Raw genomic sequence first — 25,562 nt, 5'->3', positions numbered from 1 at the left:
CCACTATAGTAATAGGTGATGCAAAACCTAGTAGCGACGGCTTTGGTTACGTTGCTCTGCACGCCGGTCTTGGCGCAAGAGTGGCCCCAGTTTCGTGGCCCAGGTGCCCTTGGGATCGCCGACGACCCGCGACTACCGGACACTTGGAGTACGACCGACAACGTCGTGTGGACAACGGCGGTGCCAGGCACTGGTTGGAGCTCACCAGTCGTCTGGAACGATGCCATTTTCATGACCTCAGTCGTCCGGACAGCCGAAGGCGAGCCACCTCGACCTGGACTCTACTTGGGTGGCGAGCGCGGTACGCCACGCGACCTGCACCGGTGGATGCTGTATGCCGTCGACTGGAACACTGGCGACATCCGCTGGGAACGCGAAGTGCACGCGTCTGTCCCTGGAGCACCACGCCACCTCAAGAACAGCTACGCTTCCGAGACTCCAGTGACCGATGGTGAGCGCGTTTACGCTTACTTCGGTCAAATCGGCATTTTTGCTTTCGACATGGAGGGAACACCACTGTGGTCGCAACAATGGGAGCCGTTCCGGACTCGGAATGGTTGGGGCACAGCAGCGTCACCAGCCCTCCACAATAACCGGCTCTACATAGTCAACGATAACGATGACCAGTCGTTCCTCCTGGCGCTCGACAAACGAACTGGTGAGTTGATTTGGCGGATTGAACGTAAGGAAGGAACAAACTGGTCTACACCCTACGTGTGGAGTAATTCTAAGCGTACCGAAATCGTGACAACCGGCTCCGATAAAGTGCGGTCGTATGCTGAAAACGGGTCGCTTCTCTGGGAACTGACGGGAATGTCGACGATTACCATTCCGACGCCGCTTGCGACCGACGACCTCCTTTACATCAGTTCGGGCTACGTAGGCGACCCCCTTCGGCCCGCCTATGCGATCAGACCAGGTGCAAGGGGCGACATCAGCTTACGGCCGGGTGAGCGGAACAACACCTTCATCGCTTGGGCTCAGCTACAGGCGGCATCCTACAACCCCTCCCCGATCATCTACAGTGGTTACTATTACACGCTGTTCGACCGGGGATTCTTCACGGCGCACGATGCGCAGACCGGTCGCGAGGTCTACGGCAAGGTACGGGTTGAGGTTGGAGCGGCGTTTACGTCGTCACCATGGGCGTACAACGGCAAGATTTTTGCCCTAAGCGAAGAAGGTGACACGTTCGTGTTTCGCGCCGGACCTAAATACGAACTACTCGGCAAGAACTCATTGGACGAGATGTGTTTGGCAACGCCCGCAATCGCCCGAGGAAGTTTGATCATTCGCACTGCTTCGCGTCTCTACCGGATCACCAAGAACACCAACTCTGAATGAGATCGGGCGCTATCGCGTAAAGTTGAGTGCCCGGGCTGGATCGTAGTCAGGATTCTCGGTCGGCATCTGGGCTCCAACCTCGCTCTGCCACGCATGGAGCCTTTCCAGGAGTCGCACTGTCTGCTCAGGCAACGTATTGGCAAGATTGATGAACTCGCCGATATCTTCATCGAGGTCGTAGAGTTCAACCCGCATGTCCTCGAAGTACTCAATCAACTTGTAACGACCGACTCGCACCGCGCCGGATGGTGACGCGCCACCAGGGTGATAGTGCGGGTAATGCCAGTAGAGCGCATCACGCACCAGCGGACTCTCACCCCGAAGCGTTGATACCAAGCTCAGACCGTCCGTGGTTTCGTTAGAATCCACCACGCCAGCAATTTCGAGAATCGTTGGATAGATATCAGCACTGATTACCTCGGTGCCGTCCACGGCACCGGCCACGGCAGCACCAGGCCAACCTAAGAGCAGGGCCGTTCCGCAGAGATGGTAAGGTTCTGTCCGGATCCTAGGCGCGGTACGTTTTGATACTGTTGGTAGCCGGATCGACCTGTCGGAGGAGGACAAGCGAATGACAAGTGTGTGGATGCAAACCACCGTTGCGATGCTCCTGCTGGGTGTTGTTGCTCCGGCCTGGGCACAAAATGATCGGCCCAACATACTTTTTATCTTCAGCGATGACCACGCCTATCAAGCGATCAGTGCCTACGGATCCCGAATCAACCACACGCCGAACATCGATCGGATCGCGCGCGAGGGGCTGAGATTCGAAAATGCAATGGTCACAAACTCAATCTGTGCCCCAAGCAGAGCCGTGATCCAAACCGGAAAATACAGTCATTTGAACGGTGTTCTCGATAACGGTCAAGTGTTCGATGGGTCGCAGCAAACATTCCCCAAGCTACTTCAACAAGTCGGTTATCAAACGGCAATCGTCGGTAAGTGGCACCTCAAGAGTGAGCCGACAGGCTTTGACTATTGGGAGGTGTTGCCTGGTCAAGGGTCCTACTACAACCCTGATTTCCGCGTTCCGGGTGGTCAAAGACAGCACTCCGGGTATGTCACTGATATCATCACCGATTTGACACTTCACTGGATTGAGGAGGAGCGCGACCCCAATCGGCCATTCATGATGATGTCGCAGCACAAAGCCCCACACCGGGGCTGGATGCCAGGACCAGAGCACCTCACGCTTTACGACGGGATAACGATTCCCGAACCTGACACATTGTTCGATGATTACGCGAACCGAGCGAGCCCGGCGCGGTTACAAGAAATGGAGATCGGGCGCCATACGATCGATGGGCATGACTTGAAATTGAAGCCACCACGTGACACGCCTGAGGATGACCCGGACCTACGGCTGTGGCTTGCAGGGTACGGCCGCCTTGACCAGCAACAACGACGGATTTGGGACGCAGTCTACGAGCCAAAGAATGCCGAATTTCTTGAGGCCGGCCTAGAGGGGCGCGATTTGGTGCGTTGGAAGTACCAGCGGTACATCAAGGACTACCTACGAACAATCGCCTCAGTTGATGACAATGTGGGTCGACTCCTCCGCTACCTCGACGAAACCGGTTTGGCCGAAAATACAATCGTTGTCTATGCCTCGGACCAAGGGTTCTATCTCGGTGAGCATGGCTGGTTTGATAAACGGTGGATGTATGAGGAATCACTGAAGACGCCGCTCATCATGCGCTGGCCCGGAATTATCGAAGCTGGCACTGTCAACACCAACATGGTGTCGAATCTTGATTTACCAGAAACCCTCCTTCACGCTGCTGGTATCGAGATCCCTTCCGACATGCAGGGGCGGAGTTTATTGCCGCTCCTGCAGGGCGAGATACCAGAAGACTGGCGGACGAGCTTCTACTACCACTACTACGAGAAAGGCATCCACAATGTCGCGCCGCACGAGGGCGTTCGAACCGAGCGGCATAAGCTCATTCACTACTATGAAACCAGCGAATGGGAGCTGTTTGACCTTGTAACCGACCCGAACGAACTGCGGAGCGTCTATGATGTCCCTTCCTACGCAGAGACCCAGACTGCGCTGCTTAATGAACTGGGACGGCTTAAGGAAGAGCTGCGGGTCCCAGTTGTTCCGTAGCCACTGTCAGGTTGTTCCGGTACGACCTACGGGCTTACTGTTCCGCCGGCATCAGAAAATCAGAGCTGCGATGCCGGCAATCACCGGTACGGTAATGACTGTTCGCAATAGAAAAATCGTAAACAACTCGCCCACGTTTACCGGAATCTTCGACTTCAGGATCAACGCCCCTAACTCCGACATATAGACGAGTTGCGTCACCGCCGCCCCGGCGATGACGAAACGAGTGTGCTCGCTTTCGACCTCCTGTCCAAGAACCACCGGCAGGAATTGGTCAGCAAATCCCACCAGAAATGCGGGTGCTGCGGCAGACGCTTCAGGAATACCAAGAATCGTGAGAAACGGCACCAGTGGTACCGCAAGCCAGTTGAAAATCGAGGTGTACTCGCTCAGCACGAGGGCCGTCACACCGATACTCATGATTAGCGGCAACAACGCGAACCAGATGTCATAAATGTTGAACGTTGCTCGCCGCAATAATGCCAACACCGTGGGGGCTCGTCGCGCCCGCCACGCCGCCAACTCGAATCCCCACGACCAGAGATTACGCCCCGGGGGCAGAGCTTCCGTAATCTGTTTGCCTGCTTGTGCGTAATAGACGTCGCGTTTTCGTGACAGTGGAGGGATACGCGGCATAACGATCGCCGCGACCGTGCCAGCCAGCACGATGGCACCATAATACGGAACGAAGAATTCACTGAGCCCAACGAAGTCGACGATGACAAACGCAAACGCCACTGACACAACCGAGAATGTCGTCGCGATTGTGGCAGCTTCTCGCTCGGTGTAGAACCCCAGCTCATATTGCTGCGCAGTGATCAGGACGCCGACAGGCGCCGAGCCCATCCACGAAGCAATTGCGTCGATCGATGACCGCCCCGGCATGGTAAAGAGCGGCCGAAATATCCTGCTACAAAGGGTGCCGAAAAACTCCATTAGGCCGAAGTCGGTCACAAGTGGCAGTAACAACGGCGCCACCACAAAGATCACCATGATGACCGGAATCAGTTCGTTAAGGATGACCCTGCCAGTGGTATCTGAGATAAGCCACACAGGTCCCCACTGAAAGAGAACCATGCTTGCAGTGATAGCCCCTACGACCCGCGCGACTAGAATCGTTGGCCCCATCAGGAACATACTCAAGATAGGATTTGCCAACGTCTCAGTATCGAGTCGGCGCCGAACAACTCCCGTGGCAATAGTCGCAATAGCTGATAACACGATCACTAGAGTGGCAAGTCCAGGCAGGATGCTGCCGACGCGTGCGCGTAGGAAATCGGCGATGATGCCAAGACCGATGTTGAACGTGTCGCCGAACCTAAACGGTACGAGCATCAGTCCCGCACCGATGGCAGAGGGTATTAGGAAGCGAAGGTAATCGGCCCTGCTTAATGCGACCTCAGATTCTCTGGCGTGAACAGTGTCTGTGACCATCGGGTGCAGGCTAGCACACCGGAAACCTGAACCTTGGTTTTCGCAAGTTTTCTGCGGTCTGACAGGGTTCCGCCCTTTGTTGCAGGCGATGGATCCGCCTTAGTTATTCGCCTAAGCTAACCCACGCGTTTGCCAGACAACCTGTTCGTTTAACCCTGTCGCGGTCATAATACTCGTCATACATGGAAGCTTGGATCCTCGACCGACAGATCGAGTTACAACTCGGATGCTTTATGTTCATCCTCAGCCTAATGGCTTTTTGGGAAGTCATCGCTGCTCGTCGGCAGTTGACGGTGTCTAAACGCGACCGGTGGCTTTCCAATCTCAGCCTTACCGCACTTAACTCGATCCTTCTACGCCTGCTGTTCCCAGCTACAGCCGTCGGTAGCGCTTGGGTCGCTGCCGAACACGGATGGGGTTTACTCAGCGCACTCCCCGTCCCATCGTGGCTGGTCGTTCCTCTGTCGATCGTGATTCTCGATTTTGCCATCTGGACACAACATGTAATGTTCCATCGTGTCCCACTACTCTGGCGGCTGCACATGGTGCATCACGCAGATCCCGATCTTGACTTGACATCAGGAGCACGGTTTCACCCACTGGAAATGATGCTATCGCTGCTAATCAAAGTTGGTGTCGTCCTATTCGTCGGTATTCCTGCCATTGGAGTCTTTCTCTTTGAGTTGATATTGAATGCGACGGCGATGTTCAATCACGCCAATGTCAAGGTCCCGAACGGTGTGGACCGAGTGTTGCGCTGGTTCCTCGTTACACCCGACATGCACCGGGTTCATCACTCGGTGTTTGTGGACGAATGTCACACAAATTTCGGGTTTAACCTACCCTGGTGGGACCGATTGCTGGGCACTTATCGTGCACAACCTCGGGGAGGGCATCTCGGGATGACAATCGGGTTAACCGAATTTCGAACTGGTGTGCGTCAGACGGTAGCGTGGATGTTGGCGCTACCGTTCGGTGCAACTGTAGGTGGAAGACCGATGCGCCGCCTGCGCGTCCCAACGGGCTCGGGTAGGTCCGCGTCGTCCTGGTCGGTTTTCTGATGCAGCACAATAGAAATCAGAGTGATGGTACGGATGATGTCATGCCCGTCGCTTCGAAACCTTCGTTAGCCAACTCCGTAGTCTCATGGGAAGACGAATGGCGCGCGAGTTTTCCTAATGGCGCCACGCTTAGTGTCATCGTGCCGGTGTATAACGAGCGGTATCTTGTCACCGAGCTTTTGACACAGCTCCTTAACGTGTCATGCCCAGGTATCAGTCGGCTAGAAATCATCATTATTGACGATGGGTCGACTGATGGCACGGCGGCTGTCGTGCAGGAGTTTGCTACCCACCATAGCGAACAAATGCAAGTCATCGCCAAAACAAAGAACGAGGGTAAAGGTGCAGCCATTCGGGCGGGAATCGACGCGACCACCGGGGACCTTATCGTCGTTCAGGATGCCGACCTCGAATACGACCCGCAGGACCTCTCAGCGATGGTTCGACCATTTCTAGAGGATGGCGCCGACGTCGTTTATGGGTCACGCTTTGCTGTGAGCAGTCGACGACGGGCCCTGTACTTCCGCCATACTCTTGGCAATCACATTCTTACCTTCCTCAGCAATCTCATCACCGAACTCAATTTGACCGACGTTGAGACCTGTTACAAGATGTTCCGAGCCCCGCTACTCAAGTCAATTCCGATCCGCTCAGACGACTTCGCGTTCGAGATCGAGATCACGGCAAAAATTTCAAAGCGTCATTGCCGCATCTACGAAGTACCTATTAGCTACCGAGGTCGAGCCTATAGCGAAGGCAAGAAGATCCGTTGGTGGGATGGCCTCGTCGCACTGTTTACAATGGTGCGCTTCTGGCTCATAGACGACCTCTACAGAGCGGATAGTGTCGGTGTTTACCTCCTGCATCGACTTGAACGCACGCGGCGGTTCAGCGGGTGGCTTGCCGATGCGATACGCCCTTGGCTCGGTGACCGAGTGCTGGAGCTTGAGGCGGGTCTTGGCGATATCATGCACCAACTCATTCCCCGCGATCGTTATGTCGCTAGTGATGTCAACAAGAACAACCTGAACTATCTCCGAAACCTAGCAGCAGCCAAGGCCCGCCTGGAGATTCAATCCGTCGACCTTGAGGTGCCTTCGTCGTTCGATGCACACGAGGGAGCATTTGACACGGTACTCTGCCTCAACGTACTCGAGCAGGTCGACGATCCAATGGTCGCGTTGCACAACCTCGCACGAGCAGTTAAGCCAGGCGGTCGAGTGGTGTTGTACGTACCCCAAGGGCAATTCTTGTACTCCAGGATTGATGAAGACCTAGGACATCGCTGTCGCTACGATCGGCAAATGTTGATCCAGGAACTTCAAAGTAGCGGATTCCTAGTCGAGCATCTCCAAGACTTTAATCGAACTGGAATGCTTGCGTGGTGGTGGAACGGTCGGGTTCTTCGCCGCCGCGACTTCAGCCGGTGGCAGCTTAAGATTTTTGACTTGTTCATACCATTGTTTAAAATCTTTGATCGATTCTTCCCTTGGCCAGGACTTGGGCTCATCGCGGTGGCTCGAAAAATCGAGAACGCCGGGTAAACCCACACAAACTTTAGTCTCTGTTTTATGGTGACTGCGCAACAGGGGCTGACGTTTCAGACAGTAGAGCAGACGCTAGAAACTCGGCAAACTCCTTACTGTTCGTTGACGCTGAAAGACGTCATCATGCCAGCGTGAAGGTGCTCTGCAATGTGGCAGTGCAGCATCCAAGTGCCAGGGTTGTCCATGTCAGCGAGGATGTCGACGACTGATCCTACAGGCACAATGGCCGTGTCCTTCCATACAAGATTCTGATTCGGCACACCATCGATCGACAGCACGAGGTAGCGTTGCCCGTGCAAGTGAACAGGATGGTTCATCGGGTGTATTGTCTCGGGATTGTTGAAAATCCTAATCTTCACGACATCACCGACGTTAAACCTCCACTCGATTTCCATATTCTCCTGGCCGGTATCAACATCGCGTAGAATCCACTCGACCTGTTCGGCGCTCGACAGCCAGTTCATCATTGGCATCGCGTCGTTCCACTCAAGTGGTGGTGAAAACAACCCAGCCTCGAATTCCAAAGCACGCATGATGGGCGCCGGCAAGTTTTTCACACGCAACGTCAACTCAAGTTGATGATCTGGCTCGCGTCCAAACGCATCACGGTAATTATCAATGTCGTTGATAACATCATCGTGTTGTCGCAGTGTCTTGAACTCCACTGACAGATCGTCAGCAGTTGTGGTATCGCGGACGGTAACCCGACCAAGCGATTTCAGTTGGTAGTAAAACTCACCCATGAAATCATCGATCGCCTGTATTGAGTTAGTGAGTTCGACTTCACCCGGCTCATCAAACAGCACCTCTACCACATAACGCTCAGCAGGTGCGATCACCACGCTTTCAACCCATTCCTCGCGCTCGAATTTACTAACATCGGACGCTACGACCTTCACGCGTGCTCCACCAAACACCATGTTGAAGGTCCGAGTGTTTGCCACGTTGGTGATATAGAACCTGACGACCTCACCACGGTCGACCTCTAGCTGATAATCGGTCGTCCCGTTAACAAGAAGCACGTTCCCAAATCGACCCATGAGGGCATGACTAGGAGCCGTGTCACCCCATGGAATTGGCCCCTGCCCATCCATCAGGAGATCGTCGAGAATAATTACCTCTTCCCGGTTCACGGCGCCGTAGTAGTCGTTCTCGGGTGGCATCACTAGCATATTGCCGTAGAGACCAAGGTCCTGCTGGAGGTCCTCTCGCATGTGCGGGTGGTACCAGTAAATGCCGGTATCGCGAAAGTAGAGTTCGTATGTGAATGACTGACCGACTAACACCGGCGGCTGCGTCACATCGGGAACCCCGTCGAATCGATTATCGAGCCGTAAGCCGTGCCAGTGCACAGTCGTCGGCATCTCAATCTCATTTGTAAAATTAATGATGACCGTCGAGCCGCGATCGCCCTTAATAAGCGGTCCCGGGTATTGACCGTTGTAGCCATACATCAAGAAGGTTTTGCCATTGATCGTGCGCTGAACGATCGACGCTGTAAGATCGAGCGTTTCGCCGTCGTCCATTTCAACGATTTCACCTGGGCGTGCTTCCGGAAAACCGGTCGGGTCCATATCACCCTTGACCATAAACGGTCCAACAGTTGGCACGGCGTTCTCGATGCCCGGGAGCGGTGGCATCGGTGCGTCCATCGGCGGTATCCGCCAGGCGACATTGCCATCGCCGAGCACTTCGACGGGACCCATGCGCATCATGCCCGTCTGACCTTGCTCGTCCATCTGTTCCATGGATTCCATCTGCCCTGCGTCCTGTTGATCCAGCAACATGGATGTCTTGACCTGCGAGGGCTCGGGAGTGTGCCCTCGCTGTGCAGAGAGACCGGGAAGACTATCGAAGCAGGAACCAGCCAGTAGAAATAGGCCGACCCAAAGCGACCGCTGACGAATACTCATTTGAAGCCGTATTTCAGGCAGGCCTCGTTCTCATACGGACCGTGGCCAGCCATGGTGTGCATCATGCCTGAACGGGACATCCCACGCATTACCACCGGTCCGTGCCACCGCGTCGTCGGCTCAGTCGAAGGCTCAAGCGTTACGACTACGAGAAATTTATTCCAAGTGACACGTGCCGAGGCAACCTGGCCTTCCTCAATCACACCGAGCCGAACAACGTCTTGGAGATCGGGTGCCACCGCCCAGGCTGTGTAGGCACCCCGACGAGGCGCCTTAATCCGATCAATCGACAGTGATAGGTCATAAACGTAGCTACCACTGGGCGAGACGGCAACACCAAATGGGGACCGAGCAAAGTTGACCATGCCGGTGCCGACGGCCCGACCAGTACCCGGCACGCGGCGTGTCGTTACCATCTCAATGCCGTAGTACTGCGACGGTAGTAGCGGTGCGGAGATGATCGCACTACACGGGGACAGGCTGCCAATCGTTCCACTGGTTGTCGACGGCACGGCCGCAGCCAGCGATATGCCCACTGCGGCTGCAAAAACCGTCTCCAGAACCATGGCCCGAAGGAAGCTCATCGGCTACCACCAGGGCTGACCGAGGAAATCTCGCCAAGGTTCTCATCCCATTTCTGTGCACTCGAGATATCCGGCATACCCCAATCAGCACCGTTCCAACCAGAGAACCCTTCCATCCGAAATGCCCAGAAGCCCGTCGTCATGTCGCTCACCACGATCAAACCGTCAGCGTTACGCACATCGACCCCGAACGCACCGTTGAATTGTGAGTAGCGGATCTTGTTCGGCGGACCGGTATAAGTGTCGTAGTAGCCAACTGTAACCGGGTTCTCTACATCCATCAGGCTGAAGATCTGTAGGCCGTCAAGGTACCCTGATACAAAGACGTAGGGCCAGCGGACCTCGTGGTTGTGCACGAGATGGCGCCAGTCGGCTGTCCAGGCTGATACTGGCCTATTGATGTTCTTAACCTCGCCTTCGAAGGCTGGCTCAAGGTCAAAGATCCGAAGCGGTGCGTATTGATACTCCGTCTCTGCTACAACGTAACGACCATCTGGTGTTGGCGTGAAGGTGTGTCCACGATTAACGCCGCTTATTCCCAGTAACGTCACAAGTAGTTCGGGCTCTTCTAGGTCGGTAATGTTATAGACGTAATACCCGCCCGTACCACCACCATAGAAACGATCTTCCCCGGCGTCAGGATGATAACCGGCATAAAAATCATGATAGCCGCGGCGGCCACTTGCCGAATCGCCCGTCGGAATCTTTCCCACAAGCGCGTCGTCCATGAATCCGTCGACGACGTGACCCAAGTCGTATACATGCGCGAACGGCCCAGACACCGTTGCGATCAAGAGTACGCGACCATTACTGTGCTTGTATACAAAGATGTTGTGGAACCCACCGGGCGTATCGGGGGATCGGATTCGTGCCACTTCTGTCACAGTTGTCGGATCGGGTAGACCAGTCACATCGAGCACAACGCCACCGAGATCGGGGTTAGGGCCACCTTGGCGAAACTGCAGCGACTGGACGACGTAGTAACGGTCATTCCACTTGAAGTGCTTCACGTCCATCCCACCCGTACCAAGATGGAGATCTTGGTCTTCGATCCGCCAGGAGTACACACGTTCCGGTTTCATCGGATCGTGTAAATCGATGATGTCAATACCTTTATCACCCTCGAAGCCATAAACCATCCGACCGACATAGGCATAAGGCCGGTCGACCTCCTGCTCAATATCGATGTCCGACACGCTCAAGCGCGGACCAAGCGGTAGGTGCGATAGCACAGTAATGTTGTCGCTTCCCGGCTTCTCAGCGGTCCACTGACCAGCGGCATCACGCGCTGGGAGAAGTAAGGACAGCATTGTCCCGGCTATGGCGACGGACCAGACGAACTTACTGTAAATAGTCATCAAACTCCCTCGCTGGATCTTCGTTAACGGCAACCTCTAACTAGCGAGCCCACCCCCGCATATGACACAGAAGCCCATTCTATAAGTACGGGGCCCGTAGATCATCTTCCCGATGTTTCCCGCAATGCCACTCGTAAAAACAACCCTATTTCGTTGGTGAAGGCCGACCGCAAATGCGTCGACCTGGCTTAGTGAAGGCTGAATTAGGCGACCGGGGGCACGAGCATCGGCTTCAAGCACAAAGAGCACCACCATTAGTGTGTCATCGCATACATCAGGACGTTGATTCCGACAGCGTAGGCATCAATTGAAAAGCGGTGGAAATATTCCGTGTCCTCACCCTCCCGCTCCCAGCCATCGGCAATGTCGGTGTTGTGGGTCATCAGCACCATCAGTCGACCTTCCTGGTCAGAGATGCCACGGAAGTGCGGTTCCGCAGACCGGACGCCGCGCTCAGAAGTTGTAACGCCACCACTCCGCCGCCAGTGCTGAATCGACGGAATCTGCGGAAACCCCTCCAGGTCGAACAGTCCGCTGAAGATCGGGTGATCCAGGGAAAGATCAGTGATCGGGTACTGGGACGATGGCAGCGCCTTACGGATTTCGCCTCGCCAAGTATCCCACGCGGACGGGCCCCAGAAATCATCCACCCAGAGGAATCCCCCTTGCTCGAGATAGCGTCGTAGGCCACCTGCTTCATCGTCAGTGAAGAACACCGTGCCGACATCGGACATGAAGACGAACGGGTAATCGAAAAGCTCGGGGTCAGTCAGACGTACAACAACGTGGTTCGGATTGCCGTGAGGGTCAAGACTGACCGGCGTCGTCGTCAACTCCGAGAGCCGGATCATAAAGTTGGCGTCGGACAATGGATAATCGGTGCTCCAGCCGTAGCCGCCAGGCTCGCGACGGAAACTCTGAAACATCACCCGGGCAAAGGCAAATGAACGGTCTGTCTTGACTGCGGTTGGGAAGCGCGGCGGTCCACCCCGCCATCGCCGGCCCCACTGAGCTTCGGCTATGCTCACCGTGAGCGCGAACAGCCCCGCAGCTACCAGGCCACAAGTCCAACGGAAATAGCGGCCGTGCCCGCGGGCGAATCCTGAGCTAAAGGCCATCCCGATGCCTTTCGGTTGCAGCAGCTGGGCTCATCTTACGGCATCAACGCTTAGCGATGTTGCTTCAACTGTCCAGGAGAGGTCCCTAGTGCTTCTAACCAATCACACTGGAATCTCGACGATACTCACACCCTACGATTCGCTACCGGGATAATCCTCGATAGGTGTCCTCAAAATGCCGATTCCTTCAATCTCAATCTCAACAACGTCACCGGCCTTTAGGAACTCACCCCGCTCAGCACCGGTACCCGATGGTGTGCCAGTGGCGATGACATCCCCCGGATAAAGCGTCAAAATTGAGGTGGTAAACCGGATAAGGTGCTCTTGGGGCCAAATGAGATCGGCCGTCGTTTGGTCCTGCATCAGTTCGCCGTTGACCTTGGTGGTCACGCGGAGGTTTGCGGGATCTGGAATGAATTCCTTGGGCACGATGAATGGACCGAACGGCGCACCACGATTCGTGCTCTTGCCGTCGAACCAATTCACGCCAGGAAACATCGAACCCGCGCCTCGTGACCTGCCACCACGGTCGCTTACGTCGTACATGATGCTGTAGCCGAACACGTAGTCATCAGCCTCCTCAGCTGACACTAGATAAGCCGGTTTGCCGATGATCACTGCCATCTCCCCTTCCCAGTCGATTTGGTCACGGCCTGGCGGAATAAAGTAGGGCTCACCCGGATCGATGATGCCGGAGCGTGGGGACTTCGCAAACATAACCGGGTCGTCGCTGGCTGGGTCGATTTCAGCGATGCGCGATGGGTCGAAGCCACCGCCGCTACCACCAGACCCCGCTTCATCAGTTGCACCAGACACACCATCGACGTCGTCAGGATTCTCTCCGCTCGGCGCCGCAGCCATCCCCTCGGCATGGGCCCTGTAGTTAGCTGCAACCGACAACACGTTCCACGGATATTTGATCGGTGCTGTGATTCTCACAGCACCGATGGCATGCACAAAAGGCAGCGTCGCATCGGCGCCCTCTTGGAAGAAATTGGCGATCTGATACAAGCGCGCCGAAACCGTCTCGTAATTTTCAATCAGCGTGCGCATCTCGTTAGGTAAGACCATCGCTTCAAGTCCAGTTTCTGCAACAAGATACTTACCGGCACTATCCAATTCGAGAATCTGCTCACCGAGCACCATTCCAACAGCCGTGGCGCCTATATCCGTTAACTCGAACGTCGCTAGCTTGAATGGGGTGTCGGGTAGGTTGGAAATCTCTCCTGTGGTTGACGTGCAGGCCGACATGAACACGAGCACTAACGCGCAAAAAAGGTTTGAAAGATTGGCCCTCACATGGTTCGTTTTCGTGGTCATACAAATCTCCTCTCTACACACAGTGGCTTTTAGCTACGGTAGGGGCACGACTCCCGCGAGGCCTCGTTCCTCCAGCGCCTGGTTAAATTCGATGAGAGCACCCTTTCGGACACCGTCCATTTGCAGCTCGTAAGTGTCGAGCAGCTCCTTGTAGTTTTCGAGCACCTCAAGTTGCTGCGTGGTCGGTGGAAAGTCCGTTTGCCCGACATAGCCGGCAAGACTGCTTAGCTTCGCCAGCAATTGGCGTGGCCAACGGACCGAATCTTGGCGCGCTGAGCCGCCCGACAACCGTTGATCGCTTAACCTCATCTCAATCGCGAGCAACCGCTCATCCAGAGACCTAGCTGCATCAATAATCAAATCATTGTCACGATGGTCATGCACCCGCCGACCTATATCGGCAACCTGTTCACGGACCGACTCGATCTCATTGATGAGCGACACGGCATCGTTCAGCACATTCCTCAGGTCAACAAGCAACGCCATCTGTGCTGTAATGTCTTCTTCAGAGCCCGCCGAGTGCGGGTCCTTGAGAACCGTGAGTGATTGAACGAGTTCAGTGTCGCCCAGTGTGAGCCTGACAGTGTATATGCCAGGCGGCGCGAGAATAGCGACGCGACTGCCATCGCCCACGGGCCGTAATCCTCGATCAGGGTCAGCCCGCACGTGTGAGTGTTCAAAAGCGGGCATCCGCAGTTGCGGTTCATCAGTTTGGTCGTAGCGGAGATCCCAATGGACACGGTTGATACCCGCCGCCGACGGCAGTCCCGACAGTGACCGCACTGCTTCTTCGTCCGCATTAAGAATCGTAATGTGTAAGTTCTCGTCATCACCAAGTCCATTTTGCAGATAGTAATGCAGTCCTGCCCCGTAGGACGGATTGGTGCCGGCCCCAGAATCCTCTGGCTGGTTCACCGTGCTCTCTCGGGTACGGAACCGGTAGGTTGGCCGAGGCTCGAACAGATGCACGTCCGTGTTGAGCACCTCTGAGTTAATCTGTTGCAGTGGTGTAATGTCATCAAGAATCCAAAAACCTCGTCCGTAGGTCCCGACCACCAAATCGTTGAAATGTGGCTGAATCGTCAACCAGTGAACTGGTGCATGAGGTAGGTTGGTTTGTAACGGCAGCCACCGGGAACCATCGTCGAACGATACGTAGACGGCGTTTTCGGTGCCAGCATAAAGTAGCCTTGGCCTAACTGGATCCTCCCGGACAACGTGGACACTACTAAAAACGCTGGCAGGGATATTACTGTTAATCTGTGTCCAGCTACTGCCATAGTCAGTGGTCTTATAGATGTACGGGTGAAAATCGTTTACCTGATGAAAGTCAACACTAATGTAAGCGGAGCCGGCATCGTGACTCGACGGTTCGATGTTGCTCACCGTTCCCCACGGCGGTAGACCGGGAATGTTGGCAGTGACATTGTCCCAGCGACCACCTCCATTGCGCGTCACATGAACTAACCCGTCGTTTGAGCCGGTCCAGATTAACCCTTCCTCAAGGGATGATTCGCTAATAGCAAATAGCACCGCGGCGTAAGTCGGACTCACGTCCTCGGCCGTCAGGCCACCCGTCTTCTGTTGTTTACTCTTGTCGTTGGTAGTCAGGTCAGGACTTATCATCCGCCAGTTCTGTCCACCGTCAGTCGTCATATGCACGTACTGGCTACCGACATACACACGGTTATGGTCGTGTGGTGAAATGGCAATCGGAAAGGTCCACTGGAAGCGGTACAGTAGATCCGCTGCAGCCCAACCCTCAGGATTATCCGGCCAGACACTGACGTTGCGTGCGTGTCCGGTCTTGAGATCATAGCGCTCGAGAATGCCGTCGTAGCAGCCTGACCAAACGATGTCGTTTTCCACTGGATCGGGAATGGCAAAGCCTGATTCACAACCGCCCACCGAGTGCATGAGGCCAATCGGGATGCCATTCGATTGAAGACTATTACTCGGGACCCGTGCTGATGGACCGTCTTGGCGGTTGCCATAGACGTAGTAGGGAACTTGGTTGTCAGTGTAGGCGTGGTACATCTGAGCGATCGGCAGGCGGGGCCGCCACCAGCTCTGACCACGGGTTGTCGAAATGGACGCACCACCGTCATGGCCGACGATCATTCGATCGGGCAGCAGGGGGTCGATCCACATATCGTGATTGTCGCCACCCGCCGTACCACGTTCACTCGTGATACCTCCATCAAGTGAAACCGAGTGACGCGTCGACAGGAAGTGGATCTCGTCACGGTCATCTGGGGCAACAGCTGCCCGCGTATAGTAGAGCGGTCTCTGCGCGAGTGCATGGTCCGCGTTCACCATCTGCCACTGCCTTCCTCCATCGTCTGAGCGCCAGAGCACGCCTTCGTGATCGTCCAACTCCGCATAATCAGCGTTGGAGTTAGTCTCGATGAGCGCGTAGATACGGTTCGAGTCGTCTGGTGTCATCGCCAAGCCGATCTTGCCGATCGGCTTTTCTGGGAGACCGGCGCCAGTGAGCTCCTCCCAGGTTGCACCGCCGTCGCGCGATGTCCAAAGACCACTTCCAGGTCCGCCGCTCTCACGGCCCCACGTTTGTATTAGTAGCTGCCACATACCCGCAAAGAGGATCCTGGGGTTGTTCGGGTCCATCACAATATCCGAAGCCCCGGTATGTTCATCGACGAACAGTACGTGTTCCCATGTCTCACCGCCGTCAGTCGTGCGAAACACACCACGGGCCTGCTGGGGGCCGTAGCTGTGGCCCATGGCCGCCGCGAAAACAATGTCCGGGTTGGTTGGGTGGATCACGATCCGGCCAATGCGGCCCGTTGCATCTAATCCCATATGCCGCCATGTTTTGCCAGCGTCGACGGATTTGTAGATGCCGTCGCCGTGCGAAATGTTACTGCGGATGAATGTTTCACCTGTGCCCGCCCAGATAACGTTCGGATTCACCGTTTCGATCGCCAAAGCACCAATCGATGCTGCTGGCTGATCATCGAAAACCGGTTCCCAGTGGATGCCGGCGTCGACAGACTTGAAGATCCCGCCCGAAGCAGCACCGATATAGTAGACATTAGGATCTCCCGGCACCCCAACCACAGCACTGACCCTATTCCCGACTGGACCGATATGGCGATATTCAAGGTCAGTGAATATTGTTGGATCGTATTCTGTGGGCTGCTGTGCAACCCCTGGCGACGCTCCGAAATGCACCAACGGTAAGCCGAAAGCAACCAGTCGAAGGAACGGTACTATGCGCGACATCGAGTTTCTCCGAATCGAAAATGAGGTGAGTGGCCTACTATACTCGGACCCGCGCGTAGCGCGGCAACAATCAATGATGCGGCGAAGACACCTATCCGTGGTTGACGACCGGTTTCGCTTGGTAGAGGAATCCCGGTCTAGGCAACGCCCGGTTCAGAACCCCCAGGTGGGGTTGACCCGCAACCCTCGTATGACGGATCCTGAGACATTGTGCGTGGCGTTGTAATAGCGATTGTCCTTCTACTGTTTGCGGCTTTCCCACCTAAGGCCCAATCGGAGTCACCAAGACTTGTCGTGCTTCTGGTTGTTGATCAGATGCGAGCTGACTACCTCGATCGGTTTCAGCATCATTGGACCTCTGGTCTGAAACGTTTAATCGACAACGGAGCCTGGTTCCGCCAAGCGGCTTATCCATACTTCCAGACGAACACCTGTGTCGGCCACGCCACCATCTCAACGGGAAGTCTTCCAGAAACCCATGGCATCATCGGCAACAATTGGTATGACCGTGCCGAGGGACGTCTCCGAGCCTGTGCCGATAACTCTGACTCCCCGCTCATTAGTTATGACGACCCGGTAGAGGCTACCCTGGGTCCAGATAACCTGATGGTTCCGACACTCAGTGATGAGTTGCGGGTGCAGGCCTCGGCACGTGTCGTGAGCCTGTCGATGAAACCTCGGGTGGCCGTGATGTTGGCTGGGCATGGTGCTGATGTCGCGCTCTGGCGGCAGGGCACCGCCTGGGTTACGTCGACCGCCTACACTCGTGAACCGGTGGTCTTTATCGAACAATTTCTTGACGCTAATCCGGTCGCTAATGACCTGGGCAAGATCTGGACTCGGGCGCTGCCCGAAAACCTGTATCTGTTTTCCGGCTCCGTTGACGTGAGCCGTCCGTTTGAAGGATGGACCACTGGATTGCCACACACCCTGATTGGCCTGGGCGACCGCCCTGACCTGCTTTTCTACCAGAAATGGATGGCCAGCCCTCGCTCAAATGATTACCTCGGGCAACTGGCAGGCACCGCCGTCGACGCATTGGACCTTGGCCAACGGGAAGCAACCGATTACCTCGCTCTCGGCCTCTCAGCACTGGACTGGGCGGGTCACCGCTTCGGCCCACAGAGTCACGAGGTGCAAGACGTTCTCATTCAGTTAGACCGGATGCTAGGTCGTCTCTTCGATAAATTGGACACTACCGTGGGCTCCGGTCGTTACGTTGTTGCGTTGACAGCTGACCACGGTGTAGCGCCGATTCCTGAGCGCCGAGCACGATTGGCCGATGCCGGTCGCATCCCAGCGCAGCAGATCATTGATGCTGCTGAAACAGCAATCCGCAGGCAGTTTGGGCCAGGTCGCCACGTCGCCAGGTTCGAAGAGCAGGACTTCTATTTCGAACCCGGCATATACGCGCGTCTTGTGGACCAGGAGGGCGCGCTCGAGCGCGTCGCCGACGCTATCCGAGCCGTGGAGGGCGTGGCTGAGGTTTATCGTGGGGACACAATCCGCGAGCGACGCAATTCAGGAAATGCCATCGAACGGGCTTTGGCCAGAAACTATTATCCGGGACGGAGCGGGGATCTCCTGATCGTGCCTCGGCCCTACTGGACAACCTCCGTCAATGCATCCGGCCACGGCACCAGTTATGACTACGACACCCGTGTCCCCATTCTCCTGATGGGTGATCAGATCACCCCAGGGCACTATTTAGCTGAAGTTACTCCAGCCGACATTACACCAACGCTAGCAGCAATCGCGGGGGTGACACTCGCACGTACCGATGGGCGTGTCCTTACCGAGGCGCTTGGCGATTATTAATTCCTCACACGTCGGCGCCGAAAAACTGTCCGCACCCTCATCCCCGGTCGTCAGAGACCGGGCCAGCTTACAAGACAGCCGAAGTAATCAGTTAGTCATCTCGGTCAATAGTTGATGGATCCGTTCAAGTCCACCACGAAGATACTCGGCTGGTAACCCGAAGCTGATCCGCAGGTGCCGGTCGACGTTGAAGTGATCACCTGGTGCAACAAGCACGCTTTTTTCTTTGATTAACCGTTCGACGAAGGTTGTGGAGTTTACCTCTAGTTCATAGTGCGGAAACGCGATCGCCGCGGCACCGGGCGGGACGATCGATAATAAATTGCCTTGCGACTGCATCCACTCTTCGAAAATCTTATAACCACGCCGTATGTAGTCGCGCGTGCGCTGCAACAGTTTCGGTCTCATCTCGGGAGATAAGGCCACTGCGGCAAGTTGGTTCGAGAGCGTAGCTACACTGATCGTTAGGTATTCGTGACGTGCCCACGCCTCATCGACCTCAGTGGGTGGCCCAACAATCCATCCCACCCTTAATCCGGGCAAACCACACGCTTTACTCAGGCTGTTATTGGCGAAGACCTTATCGTAACGCCCCCAGAATGAAGGGGTTTGCTCGTCGGTTAGGCGCTCGGCGCCACTATAGACCTCGTCAGCCAATATCCAAGCACCGACTCGATCCGCCGCCGTAACGACGGCGTCCATCTCCGCTGACGACATGATGTGACCGGTCGGGTTGTTTGGATTACAAACGGCGATAAGCTTAGTGCGATCTGTAACAGCCTGACTAAGTGAGTCAACGTCGAGTTCCCATTTCCGGTCGCTTGACAAGTCAAATGTCCGAACAACCATGCCAAGGTTCTGTGCTGCACCCCAGACCTGTAAATAGTTCGGGGCCATGACTGCAATTTCGTCACCCGGTTCGGCTAGGGTCTGCAACGAGAGAAGGTTGGCTTCAATACACCCGACTGTGACCAGGACGTTTTCCGAAGTCGCGCCCGGGTAGAGCGCGGCAATCCGCTCACGCAGTTCCGGTATACCGTTGGCTTGTGAGTAGACAATCTCGGTCGACAGGAGTTGCTCCACCTGTTCCGGATCGGGAATGAGTTCGCGCACCGTCGCCGGATGCACGCCACTCTCAGACAGGTTGTACTCAACTTGGTTTTCCCACTTCGACAACAATCGTTCCATTACAAAAGGCTGGAATTTTGACATTCAGCGAACTCCACTACCGACTATGCTTCTGAGCCTTAGTGCTCCTTAACCTCTATTCTTACAGCGTCATCCATGTGGATTCATGAAGAGTTACACACGCACGATCGCTATTGTGTTCCACGCAACTTCTGGAAGGCCAGCGCCTGCGGGCTAAGCCTAATGTATTCACTCTAGTCCCGTATAGGAAGAATTGTAGTTGGTCTTAGTTTTCTGGTCGCGAAACGATAGAATCAGCCTGCTTCACAGCTATAGGAGATCTCGATGCGTCTGACCATGGTCCGGATAGCGCTTCACTTCGGCGCTTGGTTCCTCTGTGCAACAGTTCCAACATTTTCAACTGCGCAAACAACTCACGAGTTTAACGCAACCACTTATTACAACACGTTCTCGTTCGACCATCCTGTGGCCTTACGGATCAGCCCTGGGGACCACGTTGTGACTAAAACGATCGACGCGCGCGGCGGCGACGAGAATGGAAGGCAGGTTGCACGAGGCCCAAATCCGCAAATTGGCCCATTTTACGTCGAAGGCGCCGAACCAGGAGATGTCCTTGTTGTGAAATTAGAGAAGATCGAACCGAATCGGGACACTGCGTTCTCAAGTTCGATATTGGCTCCCTACGCTGCCGATCCGGCATTCTTGCGATATGAGGCGCTCAAAGAACAGCAAATGGAAGTCTGGGAACTCGATCTTGTGGAGCGTATGGCGCGACCGACGACGGCAGCTTCACGGGAACAAGGCATTGAGATTCCCTTTCGGCCAATGCTCGGCTGCGTGGCTGTCGCACCGCCTCGAAAGGAAGCCGTCTGGACTGCAACACCAGGCGAATTTGGTGGAAATCTCGATTACTTCGGAATGGTCGCAGGAGTTGCAGTAATGCTCCCGGTATTTGAACCTGGGGCTTTACTGTTCATCGGTGACGGTCATGCACGGCAGGGAGAGGGTGAGGTCGTCGGCAACGCCCTTGAGGTCTCGATGGATGTTGAATTCTCTGTCGAACTAATCAAGGCCAAGAAGATTGGCTGGCCACGTATTGAAACGGATGAATACATCATTGTTCTCGGCAGCGCACGTCCATTACTGCAGGCACTGCAGCATGCAACAACCGAATTGCAGCGCTGGCTCATGACCGATTATGGATACGATGAGCGTGGCTCGTCGCTACTCATGGGCCACGTACTCGAATACGAGGTCGTTCAGGTTGTAGACCCACACTTCACGATCGCGGCAAAAATTCGTAAGGAGTTCCTACAGTAAAGCGTGACGACGTCGGTTTTTTCCTTTTCGGTGCTTGTCAGAAGTCAGAGTTCGGCAGCGGTTTAAGCGGGCTAGCTTTCGGTTTCTAGCTGCTCTTCACACTTCGAAATGTAATCTTTCTGCTCTTCGTTCATTGGCGCGCCGGCGGCACCGGCTTGCCAAGCAGCACGCGCCTCAGAAGTGCGGCTAAGTGCAGCCAGAGCGTATCCCTTCCAATACAAGGCCTTGGCCTCGCGTGGTTGTGACGGACGTCCAACGTGTAGGTGTTTGGGGTAGGTCAGGGCCGCCTCAAAATCCTCCAAGGCCAGGAGCGCATCGCCATTTTTTAGTCGTTCACGACCTCGTTCGACGTGAGCACCAACAAAAACCAGCCAATTATCGATATCACCTTCCCAGTTCGAGTAGGTCGCGGTCTCAAGCACGTCTAGCGACTCATCACATTGATGCTCGTCAAGATAGGCGCGTGCCAACACTGTTGTCACATCATTCCGGAGAGATGGCGCTGGGGACATGCTCTTCAAGAGTGAGATCGCTTCCCGACGGTGCCCCAGAGTAATGAGAACGTTCGCAAGATCGCGATGCATCACTTGATCAGATGGCCTGGCCACAACACCCTGACGAAACCAGTCGGCTGCATCGCTTAAGACACCCTGTCGCTTCCAGGCATCAATTCCAAGATTTCTAAACGCCACGCTTAACGTTTGATCCTGTTGCACGGCTTGTTTCCAGTGCCGCACCGCATCATCCAGCCGTCCTAGCCCAGCAAGTAGGTTGCCAAGATACAGATGGGCTCTTGCATCAGCGGGTTGTCGTTCAATTGCGTACCTAAGGATAGGTAAGGCGTCGACCTGCGAAGGAAAAACATAATCTTCGCAAGTGGTCTGGGCGCGGTGGAGCCACTCTGTTGCCACGTCATCTTTGCCAGCACGAGCCATGTAGTAGGCAACGTGGTACAGCGGCAACGGGCGCACCACCTCGTTGAGGGGGCCCTCAACGAGCGTTGCGCGTAGCATGCTGGTCGCATCATCAAAAAGTCCAAGGTCGGCAAGACACAGACCAAGTTCTAGGTAAGCAAATTCGAACTCACCAAGAAAGGAGCGTGTCTCTGTCGCGAATCGTTTCCAATCACCACCATCTACCATTGCAACTACAGCGCGCGGCACTAAACGGGCGTTACCCTCAGCGATTACCTGTTTCGCTAAACTCCTTGCACGGACTGACTCACCCGAGAAGTGCATCGCGAGCATCATCCACTCAAACAGCCGGACACGGTCCAGATCGCCCAGTTCGTATGCCGTGCTAAACATCGTGAAAGCTTCCTGAAACGCACCTTGTCGCATCAATGCGCGGGCAGCAACGCCCAGCCCCAGCGATTCGGTGTCCCGGTGAGTTGAAGCCTTAATTCCACATGCGAACGCCTCGTCACTCCGGTCCTGTCTAAGACGGACAATCCCCCGCAAGTACCGAGCTGGGCCATCGTCTGGTTTTCTCGCCAAGGCGCTCGCCAACCGTTCGTCAGCAACTTCGTACAACCCCGCCTGTACATCCAGTCTCGCAAGGGCAACAAGGGCTCCAATATGTGAGGGCTCTGACTCACTCGCCCACCTGTACCACTTCCTAGCATTAACACGGTCCATCAACCGGTCAAACTCAACGCCACGCTCGTGCATATCGTCGGCACTCTTGGGCTCGGACCACTCGCTATGCAATTCCGTCGGAATCTGCACCTCGGGAATCTCCAATGGCGATTGGTACTCCGCGAGTAGCCTGCCGTCCGCAGCGGTAACCTGCACCTCAACCAAGCATTCTGCCTCTAGGCTCAAATCAATCTGAGTTGGGGTGTCCGGAGTCAGATCCACATAGTTAGCCAACAGTGAGATGGCATTTCGTCGGACCTCAAACCGAGCGCCGGGGTGTGCCGCAGTCGCAGCAACTTTGAACTGGACTTTCCCATCACGAGCGGTGCGCTCAACCGCAATGTCTTTGGTCGCGTACTCGAAACCCGTTCCCAAACCAGCCACGGGATACCACCACTCCTGCCAAGCGACTTGTTGGCCCGGCCCAAGGACAGCGTAGTCAGTCTGCGTTCGGAGCGGTCCACTTTGCACTTCTATATAAGAGCTCGCATCGTCCGTGAGCGCGGTCTGGCTCATCCTTCCAGCATCCGACTGTCCCCAAGTCCAAGCTTTCTTGCCAGGGACGACATGATGGTTGGCACACTGCACCACACCGTAGTCCTCCCTGAGGTCGTAAACACCGAAGAAATCGAATGGGCACGAGTAGGCAAATACAGGCGTCGCGTCAGGATAGTTCTTCAGCCACCGCAGGTCGCGATTCTGATAGATCGGCCACGGGAAGAAGCGATCGTGGTCACTCGCAGCCTTCATCGGATAACAGAACCGCGTCCCTGGGGTGTTCCGAAAGGCCGTGTTGTTCCAGAAATAATAGCTGTGTGGAAAATCAGTCGGGTTAAAGATGGTCACCCGCTCGTCGATACACGCGCGGCCCGGGTGAAGTGTAAACCTGACCTCCCATCCCGTGCGGAAGTTCAATTCTGTATAGCCAATTACGAACGAAGCCGAACCATCAAGATGTTTCACAGTTAAGACATCGACCGGGGAATAACTCGTCACGGTATGGCTCTGTGGACCACGATTCCACTCAATGCCACCGGAAAACCAAGCGCCGCGTAAAGCAATCAGTCCGGGTTTAATTACTCTGTTTCGGTAGAACATTTCGCGGCTTCGAATCTTGTCGTAGACTGAAAGAATCCTCCCGCCAAGAGAAGAAATGCACATCGCTCGAATGTATTCGTTCTCTAAAAAGAGTGCTTGATAAGTCTTGTCCACCCTCGTCCGGGAGAGATGATCCTGCATAGGGTACGGGTAGATAAGCGTACCTTCGAGTTCAAAAAATCTGGGGTTTACATCTTCGGGATGTAGTGGGTATGTCGGAATGACGACCTGGTCGGCCCAAGTTGTGACGGCAGCCATGTTCGTAGACGCTTTCTAGAAACTGCGACGTCAGTTACTTCACAGCCTTTTTATCTCGCAGGCGAGCAATTTCCTCATCATCGTAGCCCGCCTCGTGGAGAACCGCGTCCGTATGCTGGCCGAGAAGCGGCGCAGGCTGACCGGCTGCGATGAGTGTCTCAGAGAACTTGAGCGGTGAGCCTAGTGTCTTGATTGTGCCAAGGGTTGGGTGTTCGGTCTCTACCACCATCCCCCGGGCCTGAATCTGTGAATCCCTTACCACCGCCGCGTAGTCGTTGATCGGTCCGCAGGGGATATCGTGTGCCTCAAATAAATCAAGCCAGTGGCGACAGGATTCCTTTTCCGTAATCCCCTGGATTTGCTGTGCTAGGGCCTCCCGATTTCTGACCCGGGCGGTATCGTCAGCGTAGTCCCCATCATCGGCCCATGTTGGATGGCCAAGAAGGTCACACAGCCTTCGGAAGATTCGATCATTGGCAGCACCGAGCGTAATGTAACCGTCTAGGCAACGGATCGCCTGGTATGGAGCACTCATCCGATGAGCCGAACCGAGCGGGCCCGGCACCCCCACGCCAGAAAAATATTCCGTCGCTTCCCATACCGAGAATGCTACACCGGCCTCAACAAGCGAGGTGTCGATATATTGGCCGCGCCCAGTCCTCACGGCGCGATGGTATAGGGCCGCCAAGATCCCCGACGCCGCAAAGAGCGCTGCGCCAAGATCGGTAATAGGTACACCAGCTTTAACCGGAATTCTCCCTGGCTCACCTGTAACCGAAATGATGCCAGAAACACCCTGTGCTACGAGGTCGAATCCCCCTCGGTTAGCCTTTGGTCCGGTCTGCCCGTACCCAGAAATCGAGGCATAGATGAGCCCAGGGTTCTGGTTCGCGAGCCGAGGGTAGTCCAGCCCAAGCCGGGCCATCACACCTGGACGGAAATTCTCAATTAGGACGTCGGCTGACGCCGCCAGCCGTTCAAAAACACCCCGTCCTTCGGTCGATTTGAGGTCGATAACCACTCCCCGCTTCCCCCGATTGACTGCATTGAAGCTCGGACTGTCGGCGGTGCTTGCTCCGGCCATCCGCCGGGAGGAGTCGCCCTCGGGTGGTTCGACCTTGATCACATCGGCACCCATGTCGCACAGTAGCATCGCGCAGTATGGCCCGGCCATCACCTGGGTGACGTCGAGGACGCGGATATCGGCAAGTGCACCGTTACTGGGCATCGTCAATACTCTAACCGCA

17 protein-coding genes are annotated in these 25,562 nt (G+C 55.4%); 6 read left to right on the top strand and 11 right to left on the bottom strand.

Annotated elements, in window-relative coordinates:
- Window positions 1-18: 18 nt before the first annotated feature.
- Window positions 19-1,344 (top strand): PQQ-binding-like beta-propeller repeat protein, encoded by a 1,326-nt coding sequence (locus QGH09_02790; protein HJO17113.1) that lies wholly within the window; start codon window positions 19-21, stop codon window positions 1,342-1,344.
- Window positions 1,345-1,353: 9 nt separating this feature from the next.
- Here QGH09_02790 and QGH09_02785 read toward each other — a convergent pair whose 3' ends face one another.
- Window positions 1,354-1,788, bottom strand: coding sequence for a DUF4976 domain-containing protein (locus tag QGH09_02785; GenBank protein HJO17112.1), 435 nt, complete (start codon window positions 1,786-1,788; stop codon window positions 1,354-1,356).
- Window positions 1,789-1,915: 127 nt separating this feature from the next.
- Between QGH09_02785 and QGH09_02780 the strand changes: the two genes are divergently transcribed.
- The gene (locus QGH09_02780) at window positions 1,916-3,454 is read left to right on the top strand and encodes a sulfatase (protein HJO17111.1); all 1,539 of its coding nucleotides are present in this window, start codon (window positions 1,916-1,918) and stop codon (window positions 3,452-3,454) included.
- Window positions 3,455-3,505: 51 nt separating this feature from the next.
- On the opposite strand, the gene QGH09_02775 is transcribed toward QGH09_02780, so the two are convergent.
- A complete protein-coding gene (locus QGH09_02775) occupies window positions 3,506-4,888 on the bottom strand; it encodes a YjiH family protein (protein HJO17110.1) in 1,383 nt (460 codons plus the stop codon).
- 182 nt (window positions 4,889-5,070) lie between these two features.
- Between QGH09_02775 and QGH09_02770 the strand changes: the two genes are divergently transcribed.
- Together QGH09_02770 and QGH09_02765 are read left to right on the top strand one after the other, a co-directional pair.
- Window positions 5,071-5,949: a sterol desaturase family protein gene (locus QGH09_02770; GenBank protein HJO17109.1), complete on the top strand. Its 879-nt coding sequence runs from the start codon at window positions 5,071-5,073 to the stop codon at window positions 5,947-5,949.
- A 41-nt stretch (window positions 5,950-5,990) separates the two neighbouring features.
- Window positions 5,991-7,493, top strand: a complete 1,503-nt coding sequence (locus QGH09_02765; GenBank protein HJO17108.1) for a glycosyltransferase — start codon at window positions 5,991-5,993, stop codon at window positions 7,491-7,493.
- Between the two features lie 95 nt (window positions 7,494-7,588).
- On the opposite strand, the gene QGH09_02760 is transcribed toward QGH09_02765, so the two are convergent.
- From QGH09_02760 to QGH09_02735, 6 genes are all read right to left on the bottom strand, one after another.
- Entirely contained in the window at window positions 7,589-9,409 is a 1,821-nt protein-coding gene (locus QGH09_02760; protein HJO17107.1) for a multicopper oxidase family protein, read from the bottom strand.
- Complete coding sequence (locus QGH09_02755) at window positions 9,406-9,993, bottom strand: hypothetical protein (GenBank protein HJO17106.1); 588 nt, start codon at window positions 9,991-9,993, stop codon at window positions 9,406-9,408. The genes QGH09_02760 and QGH09_02755 overlap by 4 nt, the downstream gene beginning before the upstream one ends.
- Complete coding sequence (locus tag QGH09_02750; protein HJO17105.1) at window positions 9,990-11,351, bottom strand: hypothetical protein; 1,362 nt, start codon at window positions 11,349-11,351, stop codon at window positions 9,990-9,992. The genes QGH09_02755 and QGH09_02750 overlap by 4 nt, the downstream gene beginning before the upstream one ends.
- A gap of 254 nt (window positions 11,352-11,605) precedes the next feature.
- Complete coding sequence (locus tag QGH09_02745) at window positions 11,606-12,469, bottom strand: DUF4159 domain-containing protein (protein HJO17104.1); 864 nt, start codon at window positions 12,467-12,469, stop codon at window positions 11,606-11,608.
- A gap of 132 nt (window positions 12,470-12,601) precedes the next feature.
- Window positions 12,602-13,789, bottom strand: a complete 1,188-nt coding sequence (locus QGH09_02740) for a fumarylacetoacetate hydrolase family protein (protein HJO17103.1) — start codon at window positions 13,787-13,789, stop codon at window positions 12,602-12,604.
- 33 nt (window positions 13,790-13,822) lie between these two features.
- Window positions 13,823-17,035: a hypothetical protein gene (locus tag QGH09_02735; protein ID HJO17102.1), complete on the bottom strand. Its 3,213-nt coding sequence runs from the start codon at window positions 17,033-17,035 to the stop codon at window positions 13,823-13,825.
- Window positions 17,036-17,245: 210 nt separating this feature from the next.
- Here QGH09_02735 and QGH09_02730 point away from each other — a divergent pair, with 210 nt between their 5' ends.
- Window positions 17,246-18,853 (top strand): alkaline phosphatase family protein, encoded by a 1,608-nt coding sequence (locus QGH09_02730; protein ID HJO17101.1) that lies wholly within the window; start codon window positions 17,246-17,248, stop codon window positions 18,851-18,853.
- Window positions 18,854-18,940: 87 nt separating this feature from the next.
- Here QGH09_02730 and QGH09_02725 read toward each other — a convergent pair whose 3' ends face one another.
- Entirely contained in the window at window positions 18,941-20,065 is a 1,125-nt protein-coding gene (locus tag QGH09_02725) for an aminotransferase class I/II-fold pyridoxal phosphate-dependent enzyme (protein HJO17100.1), read from the bottom strand.
- A 261-nt stretch (window positions 20,066-20,326) separates the two neighbouring features.
- On the opposite strand from QGH09_02725, the gene QGH09_02720 reads away from it, so the two are divergent.
- Entirely contained in the window at window positions 20,327-21,322 is a 996-nt protein-coding gene (locus QGH09_02720) for an acetamidase/formamidase family protein (protein ID HJO17099.1), read from the top strand.
- A gap of 71 nt (window positions 21,323-21,393) precedes the next feature.
- On the opposite strand, the gene QGH09_02715 is transcribed toward QGH09_02720, so the two are convergent.
- Window positions 21,394-24,315: a DUF5107 domain-containing protein gene (locus QGH09_02715; protein HJO17098.1), complete on the bottom strand. Its 2,922-nt coding sequence runs from the start codon at window positions 24,313-24,315 to the stop codon at window positions 21,394-21,396.
- 34 nt (window positions 24,316-24,349) lie between these two features.
- Window positions 24,350-25,543 carry a CoA transferase gene (locus QGH09_02710; GenBank protein ID HJO17097.1) on the bottom strand — a complete coding sequence of 398 codons (1,194 nt, stop codon included), beginning with the start codon at window positions 25,541-25,543 and terminating at the stop codon, window positions 24,350-24,352.
- Window positions 25,544-25,562: the final 19 nt, after the last annotated feature.

The sequence above is a fragment of the Vicinamibacterales bacterium genome, from assembly GCA_036012125.1.
In the GTDB taxonomy this organism is placed as follows: domain Bacteria; phylum Acidobacteriota; class Vicinamibacteria; order Vicinamibacterales; family UBA823; genus UBA11600.
The sequence above is the reverse complement of the archived record's forward strand: the minus strand, read 5'-3'. Positions and strand labels throughout refer to the sequence as shown.